Below are 25,187 nucleotides of genomic sequence, written 5' to 3' on the forward strand. Positions count from 1 at the left end.
GTGTCGGTCACCCCGGGGGCGCCGCTTCGGTGCTGGTCCGGTCCCGCCTCAGCTGCCGGTGGGGGCGGGCCTGCCGGACCGGTCTTCGGTACCGTCGCCGGACCGGCTCGCCGGTTCCCGTCGCGCACAGCGTCAGCGCCAGCGCCAGCACGGCCGCCCATCGGAGCTGCGTCGCCTGCCACCAGGGGTCGGCCGGTGTGCCCAGCAGGCCCCAGCGGTCGGGGACCAGGAGCGCTGCTCCGGCCGCCGCTCCCAGCCGGACGGCCGCTGCCCTGCCCACCTCCGCCGCCTCCGTGAAGCGGACGGCGAGCGTGGCCAGGGCGAGCGCCGCGCACGCCGTCGCCGCGGCTTCGACGGTGGCCGGGATCAGGTCCGGGCGGTTCGGGGCCGGCACCAGGAGCACGGCCGCCGTCCACCACAGGGCCGCGACGGGGGCGGCCAACGCCAGGCGCAGGGCCGCCCGGGAGGCACGGCCCACCGGGGTCGCCGCGGTCGTGCGCCGGGCCGGGTCGTCCAGCAGGAAGGCCAGGCCCAGGGCGCCGGTGAGCGCCGTGAGGCGCAGCACCAGCCGGCCCAGCTCGGGATCCGGCGCCCGGTCGGGCAGGCGTGCGGTGCTCGCCAGCAGCAGGCCCAGCCCGCCCGCCGCGATCAGCGCCCGCCAAGGAAGGCTGCGCCACACCGGCGCCGCGAGGGCCCGCAGCGTCACTCCTCGCACGACTGCGCCTCCGTCTCGTGCGGCGCCGCGACCCCCAGCAGCTTCGCCGCCTCGGCCGGGGACGTCGCCGTGGACGTCAGTTCCGCCCAGTGGGCCTTGACCCGGGCGCTCACCTCGGCGCGCGGACGGGCCAACAGTTCGCGGACCACCGTCGACTGCGCCGCCGTCATGCTCAGTCCGTTCGTCGGCGCGAGGACCAGGCCCGAGCCCTCCGTGCTGTCGCTCAGACGCACGCGCCGGAAGGTGTCCGACGGCGTCGGGTCGGCGCCCAGGACCAGCCACATGATCGTGATCGGGCGAGCGTCGCGGCACATCTCCTGCTCCGTCGCCGCCTCGGCGCCGGCCACCAGGACGGTGGCGACGCCGACGGCGAACTCCGGGACGCGGTTGCCGCCCCAGCGGGTGCCTACCGTGACCTGGCCGGGGACGGTGGAGGGCGTGAGGGTGGCGTCGACCTCCACTTCGCCCCGGGCGTCGATGTGCTGGCGGACCGTCAGGGAGGCGGTCGCCGCTTCGCCGCCCGCGAGGGAGCGGACCCGTTCGACGACCCCGGCCCACTCGGACCGCACCCCGCTCCACTCGGGGAACGCGCAGTACCGCGAGCCCTCGACGGTCGTGCACGATTGGACCTTCTGCGGAGAGTCGGACGCCGTCGTGCGCGCCCCGGCCAGGGCCGCCGTGTCCTGCGAGGACTGGCCGATCACGCCGGTCACGACAGCCGCCAGCGCGAGGGCCGTCGCCGCCTTGACGGCTCGGGTGCGGCCGCCGGCCTTCAGCAGCGCCGCGCAGGCCAGCAGGACGCACAGCGCCGTCACGTACAGCGCGTGCCAGCCGGCGGGGCGGCCCAGCAGATCGGAGGGCACCGGATCGCCGCCCGTCTCGGCGACGAAGACGACCGGCGAGAGCCAGCCCGCCCGCTTGCCCTCGGCGCCGGCCGCCGAGGCGAGGAGCGCGACGACGTAGAAGGCGATGACGAACAGCAGCGGGACGAACGACGAGGGCAGCAGTCGGGCCAGCAGCACCCCGACGACCCCGGCGAACAGCACGGTCAGCGGGGCGACGGCGAGCTCTCCGAGCGAACCGTGCCCGATGGCTCCGGGCTTGTGCGCCTCCCATCCGAACTCGACGGCGACGACGCCCGCGGTCAGCGCCGCGTACGGCACCACGGACAGCAGATGTGCGAGGACACGCCGCCACGGCTCCATGGCCAGGACCCCGAACTGCTGCACGGTGCCGTGCTTGCGCGAGCGCAGCGCGGCCACGTTGACGCAGACGAGCAGGGCGACGGCGAACAGCAGCGGCGCCCCCTGGCTGCGCCGGTCGACCGTGTTGAGGACCGGGTAGGCGTCCATGCCGTCCCTGCTCACCAGCCGCAGGACGACGAGGCCGACGTACAGGGCGAAGAACACCGGCACCGGGGCCTGATGCAGCAGTTCGCGGGCCTCGAAGCGGGCGAGACCGAGGACGGCTCGGGTGCGGCGGGCCTCGCGCGGCGGCTCGGCGAGCGTGCGAGCGGGGTCGTCGAGTGTCGCGGTCGTGGCGCTCATGCCGTCGCCACCGCGCTCTCGCCGTCGAGGACGAGCAGGTAGCCGTCCTCGAGGGTGGGTTCGACGAGGTCGGCGCCCTCGGGCGGTTCGCCGACGTTGCGGAACGTGCCGGCGCCGGTGCGCCAGCCGGCCAGGGCGCCCGGGTCGCGGCGGGCGCCGCTCCAGACCCGGCCGGCGGCGCGGGCGGTCAGCTCGGCCGGGGTGCCCTCGAAGCGGACACGGCCGCCGGCCAGGACGATCACCCGGTGGCAGAGCATCGCCACGTCCTCGGTCTGGTGCGTGGACAGCAGGACGGTGCGGCCCTCGCCGGCCTGGGCGATCAGCTCGCGAAAGCGCATGCGCTGTTCGGGGTCGAGACCGACGGTCGGTTCGTCCAGCACGAGGAAGCCCGGTTCGCCGAGGAGCGCGGCGGCCAGGGCGACGCGCTGCCGCATGCCTCCGGAGAGCCGCTTGAGGCGCTTGCCGCGCACATCGGAGAGATCGACGGCGTCCAGCAGGCGGCGCACCTCGCGGTGCCGGGCGGCGCGGTCGGTGAGCTCCTTCAGGATCGCCACGTAGTCGACGAAGTCGAAGGCCGTGAAGTCGGGGTGGAATCCGGGGGTCTGGGGCAGATAGCCGAGCGTGCGGCGCAGGGCGAGGCGTCCGGAGGCGGTGCCGGGGTCGTGGCCGAGGGCGGTGAACCGCCCGCCGTCCGGCGGCGCCGCCGTGGCCAGCACCCGCAACAGGGTCGTCTTGCCCGCCCCGTTCGGCCCGAGCAGCCCGGTGACGCCGCGGCCCAGCCGCAGCGAGACGCCGTCCAGGGCGCGGGTCCCCCCGAAGCGCAGGGACAGGTCGACGGCCGTCACGGTGGCGGGCCCGGAGGCGGGGGCCGGCGTGGACCCGGAGGCGGGGCCCGGGGTGGGCGTGGTGGTCATGCGAGGTCTCCTGGAGATCCGGCGGGAGGTCGGGGGCGGGCTCGGCGCGACGGAGGGCGGGTCATCCGGCGCCGTCGGCCGGGAAGCCGCCCAGGGGACGGGTGTCGAAGCGGTCGCGGACCCGGTGGAGCAGCAGAGCGGCGAGGACCGCCACCGTGGCCGCGGCGCCCTGGCCCGCCGCAGTGAACGGGGCGAGCGTGTCGTGCGGCGGCGTCTGGACGCGGGCCACCGCCAGCACCGTCACCCAGGCGACGCCGACCAGGGAGGGCCCGAGGACCGGGCCCAGCCGGGCGGTCAGCGCGAGGCCGGCGCCGGTGAGGGCGAGCGCGGGCAGCAGCCACGCCAGGGCCAGCAGCCCGTATCCCGGCAGGGCCAGCGTGGCCAGGCCGTTGAGCGCCAGGCCCGCCGTGAGCACCGCGACCGTGCGGATCATGAGCAGCCGGAAGCCGTGTGTCGGGGCGACGACGGCCATCTCGTAGGTCGGGTCGAGGGACGGGCCGTACGACAGGGCTACCCCGGCGAGCGGGAGGAGCGGGGCCAGCGCCAGGAACAGTGCGGGCTGGCCCGCGAGGCGCACCGCCAGCACCGTCATGACGAGCAGGAACAGCACCGACAGCAGCCAGGAGCGGCGCAGCACCGGGGTCGCCGCGAGCAGCCGCGCGGTGTGGTCGGCCACCCCGAGCCGCACCAGCGTCCGCTCGAGCAGGCTGGGCCGCGGCGCGTCCAGCTCGGCGTCCAGCCGTGCCCATCCGGCGTCCAGCGCGACCGGGTCGGCGGCCTCCGCCAGCCGGGCCCGGCACTCGGCGCATCCGGTCAGATGGGCGTCGGCGGACCACAGCAGCGGCGGGGACAGCTCGCCCTGCGCGTAGGCGCGCAGATCCTCTTCTGCGACGTGCCACGTCATGCCCGTGCCTCCCTCGGCTGCCGTTCGTCGCCCACGCGGGCGCGCGGGTCTCTTCCGCGGACGTACCGCCTCATGCCAGCGCCTCCCGCAGGTGCTTGCGGGCGCGCAGGGCCCGCGTCTTGACGGTGCCGGGCGGGATGCCGAGCACGACGGCCGCCTCCCGGGTGGTGAGCCCGTCGATGACGGTCGCCTGCAGGACGGCCCGCAGCTCCGGCGAGAGGCGGGTGAGCGCCCCGGCGAGGTCCCCGTGCTCCACCCCCGCGAGCACGCGCTCCTCCGCCGAGGCCTCGTCCCGGTGGCGCAGCCGGGACAGCGCCTGGCGCAGCCTGCCGCGCGCCCCGTCGCCGCGCACGGCGTCGACCAGCCGGCGTGCGGCGATGCGCCACAGCCAGCCGGCGGCGTCGCCGGAGAAGCCCTCCTCGCGATGGCGGGCGGTGCCGCGCCACACCGCGAGGAACGTCTCCTGGACGACGTCGTCGACTATCCCCGCGTCGGCACAGCGGCCGCGCATGCGCGCGGTCAGCCAGGGCGCGTACCGCCGGTACAGCTCCTCGAAGGCAGGACGGTCCCGGTCCGCCGCGATGGCCCGCAGCAGCTCCCCGTCGCTTCTCGTCTCGCTCACAACACCTCATCGGATCGGCCCCGCCGATCGGTTCACGATCCGCCGCACGATTTTCCGCGCACCATCCCCCACTCCCGTTCACCCGCTCACCGTTCATTCACTCGTCCGTTCGAACGGTATTCGAACACTTTCGACCCTCGCGGGCCGCCCCCCGATATCCCGCACGCCATGTCGCCGTAACCGTCGGTTAAGACGACCTTGCAACGCTCTGTCAATGAAGCCCGCCGTGCCCGAGCCTTCGCCGCCTCCCGAGGCAAATCAGCCCCACGGAGGCTCCGCCGCGATCCCGCCCGCACATTCCGACGCGCCTGTCTCGCTGTTCGCGCGGAAGAATGGGTTCATGAGCCAGTCAGACACCCAGGCCGAGGTCCAGCACGCGCAGCCCTCCGTGGGCTCCATAGCCGCGCACCGCCCGCACACCGTGGCTGCCGTCGTCTCCGATCTGGAGCCAGACATCGACGCCGACCTCGACACCTACGAGGAGGCCCCCTACGACGGCCCTCAGCTGCCGCAAGGTCGTTTCCTCGACCGGGAGCGCAGCTGGCTCGCGTTCAACGAACGGGTCCTGGAACTCGCCGAGGACCCCGACACGCCCCTGCTCGAGCGGGCGAACTTCCTGGCCATCTTCGCCAGCAACCTGGACGAGTTCTTCATGGTCCGGGTGGCCGGACTGAAGCGCCGCATCGCCACCGGCGTCGCCACCCGCTCCGCCTCCGGCCTCCAGCCCCGCGAGGTGCTGGAGATGATCTGGGCCCGCTCGCGTGAGCTCATGGCCCGGCACGCCGCGACCTACCACGAGGACATCGCCCCCGCCCTCGCGGAGGAGGGCATCCACCTGGTCCGCTGGAACGAGCTGACGGAGAAGGAGCAGGCCCGCCTCTTCACCCTCTTCCGGCACCAGATCTTCCCCGTCCTCACGCCCCTCGCCGTGGACCCCGCCCACCCCTTCCCGTACATCTCGGGTCTCTCGCTCAACCTCGCGGTCGTCGTGCGCAACCCGGTCAGCGGCCACAAGCACTTCGCGCGCGTCAAGGTGCCCCCGCTGCTGTCCCGCTTCCTGGAGAGCTCGCCGGGCCGGTACGTCCCCATCGAGGACGTCATCGGCGCCCACCTCGAGGAGCTCTTCCCGGGCATGGAGGTGCTGGAGCACCACGCCTTCCGGCTCACCCGCAACGAGGACCTCGAAGTCGAGGAGGACGACGCCGAGAACCTGCTCCAGGCCCTGGAGAAGGAGCTCATGCGCCGCCGTTTCGGGCCGCCGGTGCGCCTGGAGGTCGAGGAGTCCATCGACCGCGAGGTGCTCGACCTCCTGGTGCGCGAGCTGAAGATCTCCGAGGCGGAGGTCTACCCGCTCCCCGGCCCCCTCGACCTCACCGGCCTCTTCCGCATCCACGGCCTCGACCGGCCCGAGCTGAAGTACCGGAAGTTCATCGCAGGCACCCACCGCGACCTCGCGGAGGTCGAGTCGGCGTCCCCGCCGGACATCTTCGCCGCGCTGCGCAGCCGGGACGTCCTGCTGCACCACCCGTACGACTCCTTCTCGACGTCCGTGCAGGCCTTCCTGGAGCAGGCGGCGATGGACCCGGACGTCCTCGCCATCAAGCAGACCCTGTACCGCACCTCGGGCGACTCGCCGATAGTGGACGCGCTCATCGAGGCCGCGGAGTCGGGCAAGCAGGTCCTCGTCCTGGTCGAGATCAAGGCCCGCTTCGACGAGCACGCCAACATCCGGTGGGCGCGCAAGCTGGAAGAGGCCGGCTGCCACGTCGTGTACGGCCTCGTCGGCCTGAAGACCCACTGCAAGCTGTCGCTGGTGGTCCGCCAGGAGGGCGAGACGCTGCGGCGCTACTGCCACGTCGGCACGGGCAACTACCACCCGAAGACGGCCCGGCTCTACGAGGACCTCGGCCTGCTCACCGCCGACCCGCAGGTCGGCGCGGACCTCTCCGACCTCTTCAACCGGCTGTCCGGCTACTCGCGCCGCGAGACGTACCGACGCCTGCTCGTCGCCCCCAAGTCGTTGCGCGACGGACTGATCTCCCGGGTCGACAAGGAGATCCAGCACCACCGCGCCGGACGGCCCGCACACGTCCGCATCAAGGTCAACTCCATCGTCGACGAAGCGCTCATCGACTCCCTGTACCGGGCGTCGCAGGCGGGCGTGCCGGTCGACGTCTGGGTGCGCGGCATCTGCGCGGTGCGCCCGGGCGTGCCGGGCCTGTCGGACAACATCCGGGTCCGCTCCATCCTCGGCCGCTTCCTCGAGCACTCCCGCGTCTTCGGCTTCGGCAACGGCGGGGAGCCCGAGGTGTGGATCGGCAGCGCCGACATGATGCACCGCAACCTCGACCGCCGTATCGAGGCCCTGGTCAGGGTCACCGACCCCGCGCACCGGGCGACCTTGAACCGGTTCCTGGAGACGGGCATGTCCGACGCCACCGCGTCCTGGCACCTCGGTCCCGACGGCGAGTGGACGCGGCACGCGACGGACGCGGAAGGCGGCCCCCTGCGCAACGTCCAGGAGATGCTCATAGACGCCCGGAGGCGCCGGCGTGGCACAGCGACACCATGATCTGACGGCCTCCGCGGCCGGGCCCGTCACCACCGGGGACGCCCTCGACGGCTACCTGCGGGCCCAGGGCACGGAGTTCCTCCGCGCGCTGCGCCAGCACCGCGAGGCGGGGAGCGCGGCGTCGCACGGCGCGTCGCACTCCCCGGCGAGCGGCGCGGAGGAACGGGACGACGCGGCGCGCGCCCTGCGCCGCTCGGCCCGCCGCATCAGCGGCAGTCTGCGCACCTTCCGCCCCCTCCTCGACGCCGAGTGGTCGGAGGCGCTCCGGTCCGAACTGTCCTGGCTGTCCGCCACGCTGGCCCTGGAGCACGCCTACGGAGCCCGCCTGGAACGCCTGCTGCTCGCCCTGAACCGCCTGTCCGGCGCGGCCCCGCAGCCCGCGGCGGTGCTGGTGCCGCCGCCCACGCCGCACGCGTCGTCCGCACCGGCCGCCCCGGGAGCACCGGGCGGTGCGGCCGCACCCGGGGCTCCCGTCCTGCCCGACCCCCCTCCTCCCACGGCCGGCGCGACCGACGCCCGTACCGCGACCGACGCCCGTACCGGGACGCGCGGTGCGAGAGGCGCGCAGGCCGGGACCCTCACCGCCGTCCCGGCCGGCGCCCGCACCCCGGCCGCCTCCCGCAGCGCGACCGCCTCGCGCGCCGACGCCGCCGACACCGCCTCCCGTCCCGGCACGGCTCCCCGCGCCGCCGACGCCCGTCCCGCCGCCGCGCACCACGCGCCCGCATCCACCTCCGCCGCGCTCCCCGACCGCGGCCACCTCACCGTCGGCGCGGCGAAGGCCGGCGCCCTTCTGGACCGTCAGCTCACCCTCGCCCGCACCCGCGCCCACTCGACCGCCCTGCAGGCCCTCGGCTCCTCCCGCTTCCACGCCGTGGCGGACAGGGCCGCCGTCCTCGCCAGCGAGGTCCCCCTCACACCGGCCGCCTCCGCCGCCGACCTGCGCCCCTTCGCCGCCGCGGCCGAGCAGCGCCTCGCCGACGCCGTCGCCGCGCTGCCGCTGGTCACCGCGGGCAGCCCCTACAACGCGGAGGCCTTGATCCACGGCCTCTCCGCGGACGAGGCCCCGCACCCGCAGGATGCGCCCTGGCACCACGTCCGTCTCCTGCTGCGTCTGCACCGGTACGCATGCGAGGTCCTGGAGGGACCGGACGCCGCGCAGGGCGACGTCCGTCTGACGACCGCCGGCGCCGCCCTGGACCGGCACCGGGACGCCTCTGAGGCGGCGTCCGCCGCGGCGCAGGCGGCCCGGACGCCCCGGATCGCGCCCGCGACGGCGTACGCGCTCGGCGTGCTGCACGCGGACCAGCGGCACGAGGTGGAGGCGGCACGGTACGCGTTCCAGCGCTGCTGGCAGCGACAACCCGTCACGACGACCTGACCGACCAGACCCCGCACCCCTACCCGACAGGCGGTGAGCACCGGTGAGCACGGCGAGGAACCCCGACGAAGCCCCCGACGCCCTCGACGCCGCCCCCGTGCAGGCGGCCGGCTGCGTGCTGTGGCGTCGCGCGCCGACGGACGACGGCCTGGAGGTGTGTCTCGTGCACCGCCCCAAGTACGACGACTGGTCGCACCCGAAGGGCAAGCTGAAACGCGACGAGGACCCGCTCGCGGGAGCCCTGCGCGAGGTCGAGGAGGAGACCGGTCACCGGGCCGCCCCCGGCGCGCCCCTGCCGACCGTGGACTACGAGGCGAACGGCCGCCCGAAGCAGGTCCACTACTGGGCGGCGGAGGCCGTCTCCGGGGCCTTCACCCCGAACGACGAGGTCGACCGCCTCCTCTGGCTGCCGCCGCCCGCCGCCCGTCTGCGGCTCACCCAGCCGAGGGACCGCACCCTCGTGGACGCGCTGCTGCAGGTCCTGCACCTGGCATAAGGGTGCGAAGGCCCACGGCCGACGGCTGATTCCCGAGGTTTCGGCAGCCCACGCCCGACCCTCGCCCCACCGCCGCTCCCTCCCGCACCGGTACCGCTCCGTGTCCTCGGCGTGAGCTTTCCGTGACCTCACCGCACCGTCCCCAGGGGTTCACCCCCCGTTCACTCCCGTCCGTGAGCGCCTTCACCTGATCTGCCTAATTTCAGCCTTACCCGGTGCGGCACGCGACCAAGGGGACGCGTCCACACCAAACAGACTTCGCACCCACCGCACGCCGCCGGATTCAGGACGGCGGCTCCTGGAAGGACCTTCCTCAAGTGAAGCTTCAGCGCATGAACCGGCGGGCTCTCTCCCTCGGTGCTCTCGCCGTCTCCGGCGCCCTGGCCCTCACGGCGTGCGGCTCCGACGACACCGGCACCAAGGCCGACGGCGGCAAGTCCTCCGCGACCGCGGCCGCCGGTTCGATCAAGTGCGACGACGCCAAGGGCCAGCTGCTCGCCGACGGCTCCTCCGCGCAGAAGAACGCGATCGACGCCTGGGTGAAGAACTTCACGCAGGCCTGCTCCGGCGTCCAGGTCAACTACAAGGGCTCCGGCTCCGGCGCGGGCGTCACCGCGTTCACGCAGGGCCAGGTCGCCTTCGCCGGCTCGGACTCCGCGCTGAAGCCCGACGCCGTCGCCGCCTCCAAGTCCGTCTGCAAGGGCGGCCAGGGCATCGACCTGCCGATGGTGGCCGGCCCGATCGCCGTCGCCTACAACGTCTCCGGCGTGGACAACCTGGTGCTCGACGCCTCCACGATCGCCAAGATCTTCGACGGCAAGATCACCAAGTGGAACGACCCGGCGATCGCCAAGCTCAACGCGGGCGCCACGCTGCCCGACCTGAAGATCCAGCCGTACCACCGCTCGGACGAGTCCGGCACCACGGACAACTTCACCAAGTACCTGATCGCCGCCGCCCCGAACGACTGGAAGTACTCCGGCGGCAAGGCCTGGCAGGCCAAGGGCGGCCAGGCCGCGGCCGGCTCCTCCGGCGTCGCGCAGGGCGTCAAGCAGACCAACGGCGCGATCGGCTACATGGAGCTGTCCTACGCCAAGGACGGCCTCGGCACCGTCGCCGTCAACACCGGCGCCGCGGCCCCGGTCAAGCCCTCCTCCGACGGCGCCACCAAGGCCGTCGCCGCCGCGCAGGTCGTCGGCACCGGCAGCGACCTGTCGCTGAAGCTGGACTACAACACCAAGGCCGACGGCGCCTACCCGCTCACCCTGGTGACGTACGAGATCGCCTGCGACAAGGGCAACAAGGCCGACACCCTGCCCGCCACCAAGGCGTTCCTGCGCTACATCGCCAGCGCGGACGGCCAGGGCATCCTGTCGGGCATCGACTACGCGCCGATCCCCGACGCCATCATCGCCAAGGTCCGCACCACCATCGAGGGCCTGAGCTGATCTGAGCGGTGCGGTCCGGCGCCGGGGTCGACCCGGTCCGGACCGCACCCGTCCGGTGCACCGCCGCCAGGGGCCGCCGCCCGCGATCCGGCCCCACCCGAGCCGCCCACACCAACAGGCGGCTCCGCAGACCGGAGACCCCCATGGACATAGAGACGCAGAAGTCAGACACCGACGACGCCCCACGCCCCACGGGCCCGCAGGACTCGCCGGCCCTCTCCGCCGGCCTGCCCCCCGAGACGGCCGAGGAGAAGCGCGCGGCCCGCGGCGCGACCCGGCCCGGGGACAGGATCTTCCTGGCCCTCTCGCGCGGTTCGGGCATCTTCCTGCTGGCGATCATGGCCGCGATCGCGGTGTTCCTCGCCTACCGCGCGAGCCTCGCCATCAGCAAGGACGACGCCAACTTCCTGACGGCGTTCGAGTGGAACACCAGCCTCGTGCCGCCGAAGTTCGGCATCGCGGTCCTCGCCTTCGGCACGGTGGTCTCGTCGGTCATCGCGATGGTCATCGCGGTCCCGATCGCCGTCGCGATCGCCCTCTTCATCACCCACTACGCCCCGCGCCGCATGAGCGGCCCCGTCGCGTACGTGATCGACCTGCTCGCCGCCGTCCCGTCCATCGTGTACGGCCTCTGGGGCGCCCTCGTCCTCGTGCCGCACATGGACGGCCTGTTCGGCTGGCTGGACCGCTACCTGGGCTGGACCGGAGTCTTCTCCTGGGACCAGGGAGCCCCGCGCTCGATGCTCACGGTGGGCATCCTGCTGGCCGTGATGATCCTTCCGGTCATCACCAACGTCAGCCGCGAGGTGTTCCGCCAGGTCCCGCAGATGCACGAGGAGGCGGCCCTGGCGCTGGGCGCCACCCGCTGGGAGGTCATCCGCATGGCGGTGATCCCCTTCGGCCGCTCCGGAGTCATCTCGGCCTCGATGCTCGGCCTCGGCCGCGCGCTCGGCGAGACGATGGCCGTGGCCACGGTCCTCTCCCCCGACTTCGACATCCACGCCAGCCTGCTGAACCCGGGCGGCGGCACCTTCGCCCAGAACATCGCCAGCAAGTTCAACGAGGCGACGGAGTTCGGCCGTGACGCGCTCATCGCCTCCGGCCTGGTCCTGTTCGTCATCACCCTGCTGGTCAACGGCGCGGCGCGCATGATCATCGCCCGTCGCAAGGAGTACTCGGGGGCCAACGCATGAGCCACGCAAGCGCAGTAGCCGACAAGTCCCCGAGCACGCTCCGCGGCGCGAGCCTGCCGAAGTGGTCGCCCTGGGCCATCGCCGGGGGATCCCTCGTCCTCGCCGTCGGCGTCGGCGTCGTCGGCGGCCTGGACAGCAAGGTCCAGTGGGGCCTGATCGCCGGTCTCCTCTTCGTCCTCGGGACCTACGGCGTCGCCGCGAAGGTGGAGGGCCGCCGCCAGGCCAAGGACCGGGTGGCGACGAGCCTGGTCTGGGTGGCGTTCCTGCTGGCCGTGGTCCCGCTCGTCTCCCTCCTGTGGACGACGATCGCGCGCGGCGTGAAGGTCCTGGACGTCTACTTCCTGACCCACTCGATGGGCGTCGTCGCGGACAGCGAGCCCGGCGGCGGCATCTACCACGCGATCCTCGGCAGCCTGGAGCAGGTGGGGCTCGCCACGGCGATCGGCGCCCCCGTCGGCATCCTGACGGCGATCTACCTGGTCGAGTACGGCCGGGGCGGCCTGGCGAAGGCGGTCACGTTCTTCGTCGACGTCATGACCGGCATCCCCTCCATCGTGGCGGGCCTGTTCATCCTCAGCCTGATGCTGATGCTCGACCTGCAGCCCTTCGGCTTCGCGGGCTCCCTCGCCCTGGCGATCCTGATGATGCCGGTGGTCGTGCGCTCCACGGAGGAGATGCTGAAGCTCGTCCCGAACGAGCTGCGCGAGGCCTCGCTGGCCCTGGGGGTCCCCAAGTGGCGCACGATCCTGAAGGTGGTCGTCCCGACGTCCATCGGAGGCATCATCACGGGCGTGATGCTGGCGATCGCCCGTATCGCGGGCGAGACGGCCCCGGTGCTGCTGCTGGTCTTCGGCAACCCGTTCATCAACGCCAACCCCTTCGAGGGCGCGCAGGCGTCGCTGCCGCTGTACATCTACCAGCAGTACGCGCAGAGCGCGGGCTCGACGGCGGCCTACGACCGCGCCTGGGCGGCGTCGCTCACGCTGATCGCCTTCGTGATGATCCTCAACCTGGTGGCCCGCGGCATCGCCCGCTGGAAGGCCCCACGCTGACACCGCGCGGCTGCCGCCGCGTTGCCGGGTCGCTGAAGCGGCCATACAGCGACTGATCCATACGACCGGAAGTGAAGTGGAAGACATGGCCAAGCGAATCGACGTCAGCGGACTGACCGCCTACTACGGATCCCACAAGGCGATCGACGACATCTCGATGACCGTGGAGCCGCGCTCGGTCACCGCCTTCATCGGCCCCTCCGGCTGCGGCAAGTCCACGTTCCTTCGCACGCTGAACCGCATGCACGAGGTGACGTCGGGCGGCCGCGTCGAGGGCAAGGTGCTGCTGGACGACGAGGACCTGTACGGCGCGGGCGTGGACCCGGTCTCGGTCCGCCGCGAGGTCGGCATGGTCTTCCAGCGCCCGAACCCGTTCCCCACCATGTCGATCTTCGACAACGTGGCGGCCGGCCTGCGGCTGAACGGCTCGTACAAGAAGAGCGAACTGGCCGACATCGTCGAGAAGTCCCTTCAGGGCGCCAACCTGTGGAACGAGGTCAAGGACCGCCTGAACAAGCCGGGCTCGGGCCTGTCGGGCGGCCAGCAACAGCGTCTGTGCATCGCCCGCGCCATCGCGGTGGAGCCGAAGGTCCTGCTGATGGACGAGCCCTGCTCGGCCCTCGACCCCATCTCGACGCTCGCCATCGAGGACCTGATCGGCGAGCTGAAGGAACGCTTCACGATCGTCATCGTGACGCACAACATGCAGCAGGCGGCGCGCGTCTCCGACCGCACGGCCTTCTTCAACCTGGCCGCGGTCGGCCAGCCCGGCAAGCTGATCGAGCTGGACGACACCGCGCGCATCTTCTCCAACCCGTCGGTGCAGGCCACCGAGGACTACATCTCGGGCCGCTTCGGCTGACCGGACCCCTCGCGGTGCTGCATGGCGGTGCCACCGCGAGGCACACGAAAGGGCCCGCCCCTGCTCCCGGGGGCGGGCCCTTTCCCTGCCGTGAACGTGCGGACAGGGCCCTACAGGAAGGCCAGATCCACGAGCCAGAAGGCGCACGCGGCGACGACCGCCGCCGCCGGCATCGTGATGAACCAGCCCAGCACGATGTTCTTGGCGACTCCCCAGCGCACGGCGTTGATCCGCTTCGTCGCGCCCACGCCCATGATCGCCGAGGTGATCACATGCGTGGTGGAGATCGGCGCCTTGAACAGGAACGCCGTGGTGAACATGATCGACGCCCCGGTCGTCTCCGCGGCGAAGCCCTGGGGCGGGTCCAGCTCGATGATCTTCCGTCCGAGCGTGCGCATGATGCGCCAGCCGCCCGCGTACGTCCCGAGCGACAGCATCACGGCGCACGCGATCTTCACCCACACCGGGATCGGCGCGTCCGCGCTCTGGACGTCGCCGATGACGAGCGCCATCACCACGATGCCCATCGTCTTCTGCGCGTCCTGCAGACCGTGCCCCAGCGCCATGGCGGCCGCGGACACCGTCTGGGCTATGCGGAAACCCCTCTTGGCCTTGTGCGGATTGGCCCGCCGGAACATCCACAGGATGGCGGTCATCACCAGGTAGCCCGCGACGAGTCCCACCACCGGCGACAGGAACATCGGAATGACGACCTTGTCGAGCACCCCGGACCAGATGACGGCCGTGCCGCCCGCCAGCGCGGCGCCCACCATCCCTCCGAACAGGGCGTGGGACGAGGACGAGGGCAGCCCGAAGTACCAGGTGACGAGGTTCCACACGATCGCCCCGACCAGCGCGGAGAACAGGATCGCCATGCCCGTGGAACCGTCGGGGGTCTCGATCAGCCCCTTGCTGACGGTGTGCGCGACGCCGCTGCCGAGGAACGCGCCGGCGAGGTTCATCACCGCGGCCATGGCCAGTGCGGCGCGCGGCGTCAGCGCCCGGGTGGAGACCGACGTGGCGATCGCGTTCGCGGAGTCGTGAAAACCGTTGGTGTAGGTGAATCCGAGCGCGACGCCGATGGTCACGATCAGAGCGAAGGTGTCCATGAAGGGCTCAGGACTCCTTGACCGCGATGGTCTCCACCGTGTTGGCCACGTGCTCGAAGGCGTCGGCGGCCTCCTCCAGCACATCCACGATCTGCTTCAGCTTGAGCACCTCGATGGCCTCGTACTTGCCGTTGAAGAGATGCGCGAGCAGCTTGCGGTGGATCTGGTCGGCCTGGTTCTCGAGCCGGTTGACCTCGATCCAGTACTCGGTGAGGTTCTCCATGGTCCGCAGGTTCGGCATCGCCTCGGCCGTCAGCTCCGCCGCCCGCGCCAGCACCTCGATCTGCTGCTCGACGCCCTTGGGCAGTTCCTCCACGTTGTAGAGGACGACCAGGTCGACGGCCTCCTCCATGAAGTCCATGATGTCGTCGAGGGAGGACGCGAGGTTGTAGATGTCCTCGCGGTCGAACGGCGTGATGAACGAGGAGTTCAGCTGATGGAAGATCGCGTGCGTCGCGTCGTCGCCTGCGTGTTCCGCGGCCCGCATGCGCTCTGCGATCTCGGCCCGGCCGGCGGGGTCCGCCCCGAGCAGTTCCATCAGGAGTTTCGAGCCCGTGACGATGTTGTCCGCGGATGCGGCGAACATGTCATAGAAGCTCGTCTCCCTGGGGGTCAGACGAAAGCGCACGTTGGGGTCCTCAAGATGCATCGGTTTCGGTCAGGCTGATGCTAGGCGCATCATCCGGCCACGGCTAATGGGGCCGCCCCCCAGTGTCGCCCATCGACCGCGAGGCCCGGCAGGGGGGCGACCGGACCGTCCGGCCAGGACCCGGCTCCCGTCGAAGTTCGGTACCATATACCCAGTAGGGGTATATGTCTGGAGCCGGAGCGCTGGAGGGCACGATGACGACCACCGAGGCCGACGCGGAAGCCCTCTCGGCCCCCGACCCGCACACCCCCGCCGCCCCGGAGCACGCGGATGACGCGGACCGCGCGGAGCACCCGGCCGGAGTCGTCCACGGCTACCACCAGCAGAAGGCCGAGCACCTCAAGCGCCTGCGCCGCGTCGAGGGCCAGATCCGCGGCCTGCAGCGCATGGTGGACGAGGACACCTACTGCATCGACATACTCACCCAGGTGTCCGCCTCCACCAAGGCACTGCAGTCCTTCGCCCTGCAGCTCCTGGAGGAACACCTGCGGCACTGCGTCGCCGACGCGGCGCTCAAGGGCGGCGACGAGATCGACGAGAAGGTCGAAGAGGCGACGAAGGCGATCGCCCGCCTACTGCGCACCTGAGCCCGCGGCGCCGCCCTGCCTCCCGGCCCGCTCCTCGCCCACCCGCAGCACCTCGTCGATGCTCTCCAGGCTGAGCCGTTCCTCTCCGGCGGCCGAGGCCGCGATGATCAGCTCCCCGCACAGTTCGATCTCGGCGAGGGCCACGAGGTCCTGAACTGCCGTGCCGCCGCCCGGAGCCACGCGCCTCACCTCGTCTCTGCCGTCACCGGCTTCCTAGAGTAGGGAGCGGTCCACACGGCGCGCATGGCACGGACGGGCTAGTCCTTACGACCGCCCTGTGGCCGAAAACACTCTGTCCGGGCGGAGCCGGCTACTCCGCGATCCGCCCGGCGTAGATGTCGTCCGCGGCCGGCAGCCGCACCTGGACGGGAGCGCCGAAGTCGTACAGCAGGGTCGTCGAGGCGACGGCGACGGCCTCCTTCCGCTGCCCGTTCACAAAGCTGAACCGGTGCCGGATCTTGCGGATCCGCCCCTCGTCGTCGAGATAGACGTCGAACGGCACACGAGCCGTCGCGAACCCCCTCGCCGCCGCCCGCAACGCGTCCCGGCCGCCCGCCGACGCGCCCTCGGCGGCCGCCGTCAGGTCGGCGGTGCCCCGGTAGTGCCGCACCGCCGTCCCGGCCACCTCGGTCCGCCCCACGTACCTCGCGGTGCGCGTCCCGCGCAGCACCTCGGCCGCGGCGAACGGGTCGGTGGCCCCGCCGGTCACCAGATTCCCGTCGGACAGCGTCGCCGTCGCCACCCGCACCCACTTGTCGTCCGGCACCCCGGCTCCCCGGTTCTTCATGAACAGGGCCCCGGGGGCGAGGAGTTCGGTGATCGGACGGTGCTCGACGGTCCCCGCGGGGTCCTGCGGCAGCAGCACCTTCAACTGCCCGAGCTGCCTGCGGTAGTCGTAGACGCCCTGCCCCCGGATGGTCACCAGGGTCCCGCCGGTGGCCATCTCCATCGACGTACGGGCCTTCGACGTGCCCGCCGCGACGAGGGCGTCCGCGGCCCGGTGCAGCGTCTGCACGGGATCGGCGGCCCGCCCTTCCTCGCCGACGGCCCCACCGGCGGAACACCCCGCGGCGCACCCGCAGACACCGGCCACGATCCCGGACAGGACCGCCCGGCCCGCCTTCCTCCGACCCCGCTCCGCCATGGCCTACCCCCAGCCGGTACGTCCGTCACGGACCCCCCGTCGCTCCGCTTAACGACGGCCGGGTGCCCGCCGTCACGCGGGCCGGAGGGAAGCCGGACCGCCGCGGCTGGGTAACGTTGTCCATGTGACGCAGCAGGACGGCTCGCCCTCGCCCCGCACCGACGGGGAACACCGCACCACGACCGTCGAACAGGGCCGCTTCTGCCTCGCCAGCTGCACCTGCGGCTGGCGCGGCCCGGCCCGCAGAGCGAGAAGCATGGCCAGGTCGGACGCGGAGACCCACGTCCACGGCTAGACCGGCCGCCGGCCCGGCCGGTCCCGCCCCGCCCCGACCCGCCGGACAGGAGGCCCGCCCTCCGGACGTCACCGTTCCGTCACCGCCGGCGGCCGGCGGAACCTGTGGTCTCATGGCCCCGTCTCGCTCTGTGAAGCCGACAGTGGCCGAGGGAAGGCGCACGAACATGGAACGGCGTACGTTCATCGCGGGCGGCACGGCCGCGGTCGCGGCGGCAGTGACCGCGTGCAGGGCGAGCGGCGGCAGCGCGAGCGCCGCCCCCCACACCGCGGGCGGCGACAAGTCCGCCGGGACGACCCTCACGACGACCAGCGTCTCCGCCCCCGCCAACTGGGCCGCCCTCGCCCGCGGCCTGGACGGCACGCTGGTCCGCCCCGGCGAAGCCTCCTGGGCGGCGGCCCGTCAGCTCTACAACACCCGCTTCGACGGCCTCAAGCCCGCAGCGGTGGCCTACGTCGCCCACGCCGACGACATCCGCACGGTCATGGCCTACGCCCGCGCCCACCGGATCAAGGCCGCGATCCGCAACGGCGGCCACTCCTACGGCGGCTGGTCCTCCGGCGACGGCCGGCTGATCATCGACGTCTCCAAGCTGAACCGGGTCCGGGCGAGCGGCGGTTCGGCCGTCGTCGGCGCGGGCTCCAAGCTGATCGACGTCTACCGGGCGCTCACGGCGAAGGGCGTGACGATCCCCGCGGGCTCCTGCCCGACGGTCGGCGTCTCCGGCCTCGTGCTGGGCGGCGGCCACGGCGTGGTCTCCCGCGCTTACGGCCTGACCTGCGACAGCCTCACCCGCGCCACGATCATCACCGCGGACGGCAAGCAGCTCACCGCCGACGCGACGAGGAACACGGCCCTCTTCTGGGCCCTGCGCGGAGCCGGCAACGGCAACTTCGGCGTCGTCACCGAACTGGAGTTCAAGACCCACCCCGCGCCCCAGGCGGTCACCGGCTACCTCACCTGGCCCTGGTCGAAGGCGGCCGCGGTGATGAAGGCGTGGCAGGAGTGGGGCCCGGCCCAGCCCGACGAGATCTGGTCCTCCCTCCACGTGGCGAACGCCCCCGGCGGCACCCCCACCATCTCCGTCGCCGCGTTCTGCATCGGCACGTACGGCCAGCTCGAGAACGCCGTCGACCGCCTCGCCGACCGGGTGGGCGCCCCCGCGACGAACGTGTCCCTGCGGCGGCGCACCTACGAGGCGGCGATGGAGATCTACGCCGGCTGCTCCTCCTTCTCCTCGGACGCCCAGTGCCACCTGCCGGGCTCCACGCCGGGCCGCTCCCCGCAGGGCGCGCTGGGCCGGGAGACGTACGCGGCCCGCTCGGACTTCTTCGACGTCTCGCTCTCGGCGGCGGGCATCCAGACGCTGCTGAAGCAGATCACGTCGGTGCAGGGCGGCTCGGGCAGCATCGCGCTCACGGCGCTGGGCGGCGCGGTCAACCGGGTCTCGCCGATGGCCACCGCGTTCGTCCACCGCCGCTCACGCATGCTGGCCCAGTACATCGCGTCCTGGCGGGCCGGCACCGCGGGGACGGCGGCGCAGTCCTGGCTGAACACCGCCCACCGGGCGATGGCCCCGTACGCCTCGGGCGCCGCCTACCAGAACTACGCGGACCCGACCCTGACGAACTGGCGCAAGGCCTACTACGGCGACGCGCTCCCCCGTCTGACCCGGCTGAAGCAGCACTACGACCCGGGCGGCTTCTTCACCTACCCCCAGGCCCTCTGAGGCCCGGGGGCGACCCACGCGGCGTCAGGCGGCGTCAGGGTCAGGCGGCGAGGTCCCGCTCCTCCGCGGCGACCTCGTGCCGGGCGCCGCGGCCGAACCCCTCCCGCTCGCCGGCCCGGGCCGACCGGCTGCGCACCAGCCAGCCCATCCGGGGCGACCGGTCGACGGCCCTCAGCACCGGGGTGAGCAGCATGGAGGCGACCGGCGACAGCAGCAGCGCCACCGCGGTGCCGAGCGCGAACCCGCCGATCACGTCGGTGGGGTAGTGCACGCCCATGTAGACCCGGCAGAACCCCTCGAGCAGGGCGACCCCTATCCCGACGAGTCCGAACTTCCGGTTGGCGACGAAGAGGCCCACGGCCATGGCCATGGTGAGCGTGGCGTGGTCGCTCACGAACGAGTAGTCGGTCTTGCCGGAGACGAGCACCTCGAGACCCTGGTGATCGAGGAAGGGCCGCGGCCGCTCGACGAACCCTCTTATCGGCACGTTCACCAGCACGGCGACGGCTGCGGCGAGCGGCGCCCACACCAGCGCGGCCACGGAGGAGGCGGCCTCCTCGGCTCCGCCCGGCCGACGGCGCACTCCCCACCAGCACCCCAGAACCAGCAGGATCATCACGAGCAACAGCCCGTACTCACCGACGAATTCGACGATGCGATCGAACCAGTGCGGGGCGTCCTTGGCCAGCCCGTTGATGTCGTAGAGCAGGTCGACGTCGGGGTTCGACCCGGATTCGGCGAGTCCAGCCATGGTGCTGCGGCCCCTTCATCGTGTTCTGCTCGGCGCGCCTCGCATGCGCCCGCTTCAACAGGAACGCACGGCCCCGGTTGATACGTTCCACTCTCCACTGAATGATCACTCAGACGTTATCGAAGAGAGACAGATCCGCGCAGCTCAGAGCCGGGGTTCCGGCCCTCCTCACACCCTCGTCGGGAGCGCTTTCGCGCCATCTTCGGTGACCCGGGTGGCTCCGAAGTACTCAGCGGTGTCGATGGGGTCGAAGCGGATGACGGCCCCGGTGTAGGGCGCGTCGATCATGTACCCGCCGCCGACGTAGATCCCCACGTGATGGATGGCCCGCGAGTTGCCGAGGTCGGTGGAGAAGAACACCAGGTCCCCCGGCAGCAGCTCGCTCCGCTTCGGATGCGGCCCGGCGTTGTACTGATCGTTGGCGACCCGGGGCAGGGTGATCCCGACGCTCTCGTAGGCGGCCTTCGTCAGCCCCGAGCAGTCGAACCGTCCTCCCTGGTCAGCGGTGCCGTTCCCACCCCACAGATAAGGCGTGCCAAGCTTCTTCTGCGCGAAGTAGATGGCCCCCGCAGCCTGCTTGGAGGGATCCACCCGAGCAACAGGAGCAGCAAAGGACTTCTCGAGCGTCGTGATCGTCTTCACGTAGGTGCGGGTCTCGCTGTACGGGGGCACCCCGCCGTACTTGATGACCGCGTCCGGCCCCGCGTTGTAGGCCGCGAGCATGTTGTGCGTGATGTTCCCGGGCACGCTCTTGACGTAGGACGCGAGCTGGCAGTCGTACGACGCCGCCGATGGAATCGCGTCATTCGGATCCCAGACGTCGCGGTCGCCGTCGCCGTCGCCGTCGACGCCGTGCGTGGCCCAGGTTCCGGGGATGAACTGAGCTATTCCCTCCGCCTTCGCCGGGCTCTTGGCATTGGGGTTGAATCCGCTCTCCTGGTACAGCTGCGCGGCGAGCAGTGCGGGATTGATCGCCGGGCAGTGGTTTCCCCACTTCTGCACGAGCGCCTGGTACGCAGCCGGCACGGCCCCCTTGGCCAGGCCCACGCTCTTGCCGCCCACACCGTTGACGATGTTCCCCGCGACGACGTACACGCCGACGACGAGCAGCATCACGAAGCTGAGCCCCGCCCCGGCAACGGCGGCCGTCAGGAGCCACGCCTTACGCACCGTCAACCGCCCCTCGCCGCCCGGCATTCCGCCCTCGTCAGTCTATGAGCTTCCCACCCGGAATCCGGTGCAACCGATGCTCTCGTAGTCGGTCGGGCTGCTCTTGACGTGATAGAACACGGCGGTCCAGTCGCCCGGGTCGTTGATCACGGGGATGGCCGGCTCGGAGTCGCTCGGGGAGAAGTGGCTGCGGAAGTCGTCCGGATAGGTCAGCTGGACGAACCCGCCGGTCTTCCAGTGCTCGTAGATGTCCATGGGCCTGCTCGTGTAGCCGACGCTCTTGCTGTCCGCCATCACCTCGTACGGCTTGCCCGTGTCGGCGTCTATGTCGTGCGGCGGTTTCACGCCCACCGAGACGTAGTACGGGGCCGGTTTCTCGTCCTCGATGTCCGCGTACTTGAAGCGGAAGGTGATCTTCGCTCGTCTGTCGATCGAGGGGGAGCCAGGGTGGTCGAGGTCGTCCACCCCGTACTGAAGTTCCATCGGCGCATTGACGGCTCCGATCTGGGCGCACTTGCCGACACCGTGCGCGGCGTCGGCCGGCTCCGTGGACAGGGTCCAGCGGTCCCGGGAGACACGGTCGTTCAGGATGTACTCCGGGGCCTTCTGCGGCGCCCTGCTCGCGGGGGGAGACGCCGAGGGCGACGAGCCTCCGCCCTTCGCCCCCGCCCTGTTCCCTTCCAGCACCTTCAGCGTCACCGCGGTCCCCGTCCCCACCACCACGGCGACCGCGAGGGCGACGACCCACGGCGTGCGACGCGACCGTCGCCGTCCCGGCACGGCCGTCGGCGCCGAGGGCACGAGAGTGGGCACATATCCGGGGACGGCCGTCGGCGCGTAGCCGGGCCCGGCGGTCGGCGCGTACGCCGGCGGCGTCGGGGCCCCGTGCCCCGGCGGGACCAGCCCGGCCGCCCGGGCGGCCTGGAGATCCTGCGGCGCGGCCTCGACGTCGCTGGTGAGGCGAACGTAGAACGGATCCTCGGCGAGCGCGGAGACCACCGCGCAGCGGGCGATCACCTCGGCCGGCCCAGGTCGCCGAGCGGGGTCCTTCGCCACGCAGTCCCGTATGAGCTCTGCCAGATCCGGCTCGACCCCGCCGACGTCGATGTCCTCGTGCACCACCCGGTACGACACCGCGTGTGTGGGGCCTGACCCGAACGGCGGACGTCCCGTCACGGCGAGGGCGAGTGTCGCCCCCAGGGCGAACATGTCGGTGGCCGGCCCCACCTGATTGCTGATCAGCACCTCCGGCGCCGTGTACCCGGGCGTCCCCGGGGCGAGTCCGGTCTGTGTCAGGGCCGTGTCCGCCGTCCCTCGGGCGATGCCGAAGTCGATGAGCAGCGGGCCTTGCGTCGAGAGGATCACGTTCTGCGGTTTGAGGTCCCGATGTGTCACTCCGTACCCGTGGACGCTTGCCAGCGCTTCGGCCAGCGCGGCGAACAGGCGCCGCGCGCTGTCCGAGGGCAACGGCCCCCGTTCCCGCACCGCACCGCCCAGGGTCGGCCCCGGCACATACTCCGTCGCCAGCCAATAAGGCGCCGTTTGCAGCGAGGCGTCGATGAGGTTGGCCGTGTACGCGCTGCGGACCGCCCGCACCGTCTCGACCTCGCGCCGGAACCGAGCCAGCGCTTCCGGGTGGTCGACGATCTCGTCCCGGATGACCTTGATCGCCACGAGCCGTCCGCCGGGCGACCGCCCGAGGTAGACCTGCCCCATGCCACCTGCGCCGAGCCTCGCGAGAAGTGTGTGCGCGCCTATCCGCGCGGGGTCCTGAGCCTTCAGTACGTCCACCGAACCGACCATGCCATACAGCTCAGTTGGCCGGGGAAACGGTCCCCGCCCCACCGGTCCGGGCGAGCCGGCCTCCGTCCGGGCAAAGGGCGGCCCGGGCCGACGTCAAGCATCGCCCAACGTTCGATCCCCTGATCGTCACGCGGGACCATGATTCGGCAACATGCGCGATCGCCTTCGGGCTCGGACATACGTTCCACCCCGTGAATCCTGAAGACGCCCCCCACCGCTCCGCACAGCGCCCCGCGGCCGCCACCGCCCGCCGCGCACTGCTGCGCGGCCTCGCCGGCACGGCGACCCTGAGCGGCCTCGCCCTCGCCGCGGCCCCCGCCTCCGCCGCCCCCCGCACCACGACCCCGCGCGGTTCCGCGCCCCGACCCGCCACCGCCGACGGCGCACTGCGGGAACTCGCCGCGGGCAACCGGCGCTGGCGCACCTACTGTGAGCGCCATCCGGACGAGACGCCCGCCGTCCGGGCGAACCTGACGGCCGGACAACACCCCTTCGCCCTGATCCTCGGCTGCATCGACTCGCGCGTGCCGCCCGAGCTGGTGTTCGACCAGGGCCTCGGCGACCTGATGACCGTCCGCAGCGCGGGCGAGGTCCTCGACGAGGCCGTGCTCGGCAGCGTGGCCTACGGAGTGCTGGAACTGGGGATACCGCTGGTCATGGTGCTCGGGCACCAGTCGTGCGGCGCGGTGAAGGCCGCGGTGCAGGCGGATCTGACCGGTGAGCGGCTGCCCGCCCACATCCAGTATCTGGCGGACCAGATCTCCCCGGCCATCGACCGCACCAGGACCGGCGACGCCCGCGTCGACTCGACGATCGACGCCAACATACGGGCCGTCCGCTCACGCCTCGCCGCCGAGCCCGACCTGGCCGCGAAGATCGCCGCCGGCGAGCTGGCCGTCGTCGGCGCCCGCTACGAGCTGACCACCCAGCTCGTGCACCCTGTCGCATAGGGCCCCCTAGGAATCGGAGGCCGCCTCCCGGTACAGCTGCGCGGCCTCCGGTCCGAGGACCACGCTGTACGAGACGTCGTCCGTCGATCCGCCCTGCTCGTGACCGCCGAGTATGCCGACGACCTCGCCGTAGCCGTTCACCCACGGGCTGCCGCTGGTGCCGCCGGAAAAGCCGGGGCAGGCTATGCGCTGCTGGGTGGCGGTGTGGACCGTGGGCCTGTTCACGCACCGTATCGGGGCCTCGCCGGCGTTGGGGTACCCCGTGACGGTCACGGGCGTGGCCCCGGTGGCGGTGCCCGGGGCGAACCGGTTGCCGCCGACGACGTCCTCGACGCCCTCGCCGTCCTGCTCCTCGAGCGCGGCGAACGCCACGTCGCTGTCCTCGTCCTGCCCCTGCTTCCACCCGTCGGGCAGGAAGACCCTCGCGACCTTCCAGACCCCGTAGGGGGCCTCTCCGTCCCGGTAGCCGGGGACGAAGGCCACGTCGTCGGCGTCGATCAGACAGTGCGCGGCCGTGACGACGAGATCACGGTGCGGGCTGTGCACCACGGACGCCGTGCAGACGTGCTCGCCGGCCAGTCTGCCCGCGTCCGCGTCGTCTGCGGACAGCAGTGCGCCCACCTTCGCGGACTGCGCGGTCGCCACGGCGACGGCCGTCACCCCGAGGGGTCCGGGCCCCCCGTCGGCGGCCGCCTCGGAGGCGGAGAGGGCGGCCAGCAGCACGACCGCACCGAGCAGTGCGTTTCGGTTCATCGGATCCACTGTGTCCCACGAAGGTGAGAGAAGCGACAGACAGCACTTCCGACGCTACCCGCACCTGGCTCACACAACCTCCCGACCCTTACCTTCCCGCCCTCGCCCCCGGCCCCGGAACCCGAGGCACCGAGGCACCGAGGCACTGAGGCACTGAGGCACTGAGGCACTGAGGCACCGAGGCGGGTACCCGGCCCGCGCCCTCCGACACCCCACGCCCGCCTCCGCTTCCCTCCCCCGCCTCCGCTTCCCTCCCCCGCCTCCGCTTCCCTCCCCGCATCCGTCTCCCTCCCCGCATCCCCGCCTCCCGACGTCCGGGCCAAGGTCGTCACCGCATGCCGCGTTGCGCGCCGAAGTCCCGCGGCTCGACGACCACTTGATCGCCCCGAGGTCAAGCCAGCGCCATCGCCGCACCATCCCCCCGCCATCGGTCAGCAATCACACAACCCCCTTCAGTAAGGCGGAAGTCAGGATTCCGCCGGGTGTCTTGTTGTCGCGTACTCAACAAAGGAACAGTCGTCGTGGGCCGCCGCCCGCCTCC

The 25,187-nt window shown here is 72.2% G+C and carries 24 protein-coding genes; 11 read left to right on the plus strand and 13 right to left on the minus strand.

The genetic code is table 11. The annotated features are described in order from the left end of the window. Nucleotides 1–7: 7 nt before the first annotated feature. The 5 genes from ABT300_RS14660 to ABT300_RS14680 form a co-directional block, all read right to left on the minus strand. Complete coding sequence (locus tag ABT300_RS14660) at nt 8–715, minus strand: ABC transporter (protein WP_351674969.1); 708 nt, start codon at nt 713–715, stop codon at nt 8–10. After that, nucleotides 703–2,262 carry an ABC transporter permease gene (locus tag ABT300_RS14665; RefSeq protein ID WP_351674972.1) on the minus strand — a complete coding sequence of 520 codons (1,560 nt, stop codon included), beginning with the start codon at nt 2,260–2,262 and terminating at the stop codon, nt 703–705. Before ABT300_RS14665 ends, ABT300_RS14660 begins: the two co-directional genes overlap by 13 nt. After that, on the minus strand, nt 2,259–3,176 hold the full coding sequence (locus ABT300_RS14670) for an ABC transporter ATP-binding protein (protein ID WP_351674974.1): 918 nt from the start codon (nt 3,174–3,176) through the stop codon (nt 2,259–2,261). Before ABT300_RS14670 ends, ABT300_RS14665 begins: the two co-directional genes overlap by 4 nt. Before the next feature lie 61 nt (nt 3,177–3,237). Further along, entirely contained in the window at nt 3,238–4,080 is an 843-nt protein-coding gene (locus ABT300_RS14675) for a zf-HC2 domain-containing protein (protein ID WP_351674977.1), read from the minus strand. Between the two features lie 70 nt (nt 4,081–4,150). Beyond that, nucleotides 4,151–4,702 (minus strand): RNA polymerase sigma factor, encoded by a 552-nt coding sequence (locus ABT300_RS14680; protein WP_351674980.1) that lies wholly within the window; start codon nt 4,700–4,702, stop codon nt 4,151–4,153. 340 nt (nt 4,703–5,042) lie between these two features. Here ABT300_RS14680 and ABT300_RS14685 point away from each other — a divergent pair, with 340 nt between their 5' ends. The 7 genes from ABT300_RS14685 (at nt 5,043) to pstB (ending at nt 13,706) form a co-directional block, all read left to right on the plus strand. Continuing rightward, nucleotides 5,043–7,274, plus strand: coding sequence for an RNA degradosome polyphosphate kinase (locus ABT300_RS14685; protein WP_351674983.1), 2,232 nt, complete (start codon nt 5,043–5,045; stop codon nt 7,272–7,274). After that, nucleotides 7,255–8,655, plus strand: a complete 1,401-nt coding sequence (locus tag ABT300_RS14690; protein ID WP_351674986.1) for a CHAD domain-containing protein — start codon at nt 7,255–7,257, stop codon at nt 8,653–8,655. The genes ABT300_RS14685 and ABT300_RS14690 overlap by 20 nt, the downstream gene beginning before the upstream one ends. Nucleotides 8,656–8,698: 43 nt before the next feature. Then, on the plus strand, nt 8,699–9,151 hold the full coding sequence (locus ABT300_RS14695; protein WP_351674989.1) for an NUDIX hydrolase: 453 nt from the start codon (nt 8,699–8,701) through the stop codon (nt 9,149–9,151). A 317-nt stretch (nt 9,152–9,468) separates the two neighbouring features. Beyond that, nucleotides 9,469–10,599 (plus strand): phosphate ABC transporter substrate-binding protein PstS, encoded by a 1,131-nt coding sequence (gene pstS, locus ABT300_RS14700; RefSeq protein ID WP_351674992.1) that lies wholly within the window; start codon nt 9,469–9,471, stop codon nt 10,597–10,599. 143 nt (nt 10,600–10,742) lie between these two features. Beyond that, nucleotides 10,743–11,792 (plus strand): phosphate ABC transporter permease subunit PstC, encoded by a 1,050-nt coding sequence (gene pstC, locus ABT300_RS14705; RefSeq protein WP_351674995.1) that lies wholly within the window; start codon nt 10,743–10,745, stop codon nt 11,790–11,792. Beyond that, nucleotides 11,789–12,844, plus strand: a complete 1,056-nt coding sequence (pstA, locus tag ABT300_RS14710) for a phosphate ABC transporter permease PstA (RefSeq protein ID WP_351674998.1) — start codon at nt 11,789–11,791, stop codon at nt 12,842–12,844. Before pstC ends, pstA begins: the two co-directional genes overlap by 4 nt. Nucleotides 12,845–12,929: 85 nt before the next feature. Next, entirely contained in the window at nt 12,930–13,706 is a 777-nt protein-coding gene (gene pstB / locus ABT300_RS14715) for a phosphate ABC transporter ATP-binding protein PstB (protein ID WP_351675001.1), read from the plus strand. Between the two features lie 110 nt (nt 13,707–13,816). On the opposite strand, the gene ABT300_RS14720 is transcribed toward pstB, so the two are convergent. Further along, nucleotides 13,817–14,815 (minus strand): inorganic phosphate transporter, encoded by a 999-nt coding sequence (locus ABT300_RS14720; protein WP_351675003.1) that lies wholly within the window; start codon nt 14,813–14,815, stop codon nt 13,817–13,819. A 7-nt stretch (nt 14,816–14,822) separates the two neighbouring features. Continuing rightward, entirely contained in the window at nt 14,823–15,443 is a 621-nt protein-coding gene (locus ABT300_RS14725; protein WP_057579445.1) for a DUF47 domain-containing protein, read from the minus strand. A gap of 215 nt (nt 15,444–15,658) precedes the next feature. On the opposite strand from ABT300_RS14725, the gene ABT300_RS14730 reads away from it, so the two are divergent. Beyond that, on the plus strand, nt 15,659–16,051 hold the full coding sequence (locus ABT300_RS14730) for a metal-sensitive transcriptional regulator (protein WP_351675007.1): 393 nt from the start codon (nt 15,659–15,661) through the stop codon (nt 16,049–16,051). Here the strand turns inward: ABT300_RS14730 and ABT300_RS14735 are convergent. Together ABT300_RS14735 and ABT300_RS14740 are read right to left on the minus strand one after the other, a co-directional pair. Next, nucleotides 16,037–16,240, minus strand: coding sequence for a hypothetical protein (locus ABT300_RS14735; protein WP_351675010.1), 204 nt, complete (start codon nt 16,238–16,240; stop codon nt 16,037–16,039). The genes ABT300_RS14730 and ABT300_RS14735 overlap by 15 nt on opposite strands. 121 nt (nt 16,241–16,361) lie before the next feature. Next, nucleotides 16,362–17,195: an SCO4651 family lipoprotein gene (locus ABT300_RS14740; protein ID WP_351675013.1), complete on the minus strand. Its 834-nt coding sequence runs from the start codon at nt 17,193–17,195 to the stop codon at nt 16,362–16,364. Nucleotides 17,196–17,319: 124 nt separating this feature from the next. On the opposite strand from ABT300_RS14740, the gene ABT300_RS14745 reads away from it, so the two are divergent. Together ABT300_RS14745 and ABT300_RS14750 are read left to right on the plus strand one after the other, a co-directional pair. After that, complete coding sequence (locus ABT300_RS14745) at nt 17,320–17,490, plus strand: hypothetical protein (protein ID WP_351675016.1); 171 nt, start codon at nt 17,320–17,322, stop codon at nt 17,488–17,490. A gap of 166 nt (nt 17,491–17,656) precedes the next feature. Then, on the plus strand, nt 17,657–19,219 hold the full coding sequence (locus ABT300_RS14750) for an FAD-binding oxidoreductase (RefSeq protein WP_351675019.1): 1,563 nt from the start codon (nt 17,657–17,659) through the stop codon (nt 19,217–19,219). A gap of 40 nt (nt 19,220–19,259) precedes the next feature. On the opposite strand, the gene ABT300_RS14755 is transcribed toward ABT300_RS14750, so the two are convergent. The 3 genes from ABT300_RS14755 to ABT300_RS14765 all read right to left on the minus strand — a co-directional run bounded on the left by ABT300_RS14755 (nt 19,260) and on the right by ABT300_RS14765 (nt 22,931). After that, nucleotides 19,260–19,970 carry a phosphatase PAP2 family protein gene (locus ABT300_RS14755; protein ID WP_351675021.1) on the minus strand — a complete coding sequence of 237 codons (711 nt, stop codon included), beginning with the start codon at nt 19,968–19,970 and terminating at the stop codon, nt 19,260–19,262. A gap of 168 nt (nt 19,971–20,138) precedes the next feature. Beyond that, complete coding sequence (locus ABT300_RS14760) at nt 20,139–21,146, minus strand: C40 family peptidase (protein ID WP_351675024.1); 1,008 nt, start codon at nt 21,144–21,146, stop codon at nt 20,139–20,141. 36 nt (nt 21,147–21,182) lie between these two features. Further along, on the minus strand, nt 21,183–22,931 hold the full coding sequence (locus ABT300_RS14765) for a serine/threonine-protein kinase (protein ID WP_351675026.1): 1,749 nt from the start codon (nt 22,929–22,931) through the stop codon (nt 21,183–21,185). A 203-nt stretch (nt 22,932–23,134) separates the two neighbouring features. Between ABT300_RS14765 and ABT300_RS14770 the strand changes: the two genes are divergently transcribed. Continuing rightward, complete coding sequence (locus ABT300_RS14770; protein ID WP_351675028.1) at nt 23,135–23,893, plus strand: carbonic anhydrase; 759 nt, start codon at nt 23,135–23,137, stop codon at nt 23,891–23,893. Between the two features lie 6 nt (nt 23,894–23,899). On the opposite strand, the gene ABT300_RS14775 is transcribed toward ABT300_RS14770, so the two are convergent. After that, complete coding sequence (locus tag ABT300_RS14775; protein ID WP_351675031.1) at nt 23,900–24,646, minus strand: trypsin-like serine peptidase; 747 nt, start codon at nt 24,644–24,646, stop codon at nt 23,900–23,902. Nucleotides 24,647–25,187 lie beyond the last annotated feature (541 nt).

The organism is Streptomyces sp. NPDC001027 (assembly GCF_040299045.1).
In the GTDB taxonomy this organism is placed as follows: domain Bacteria; phylum Actinomycetota; class Actinomycetes; order Streptomycetales; family Streptomycetaceae; genus Streptomyces.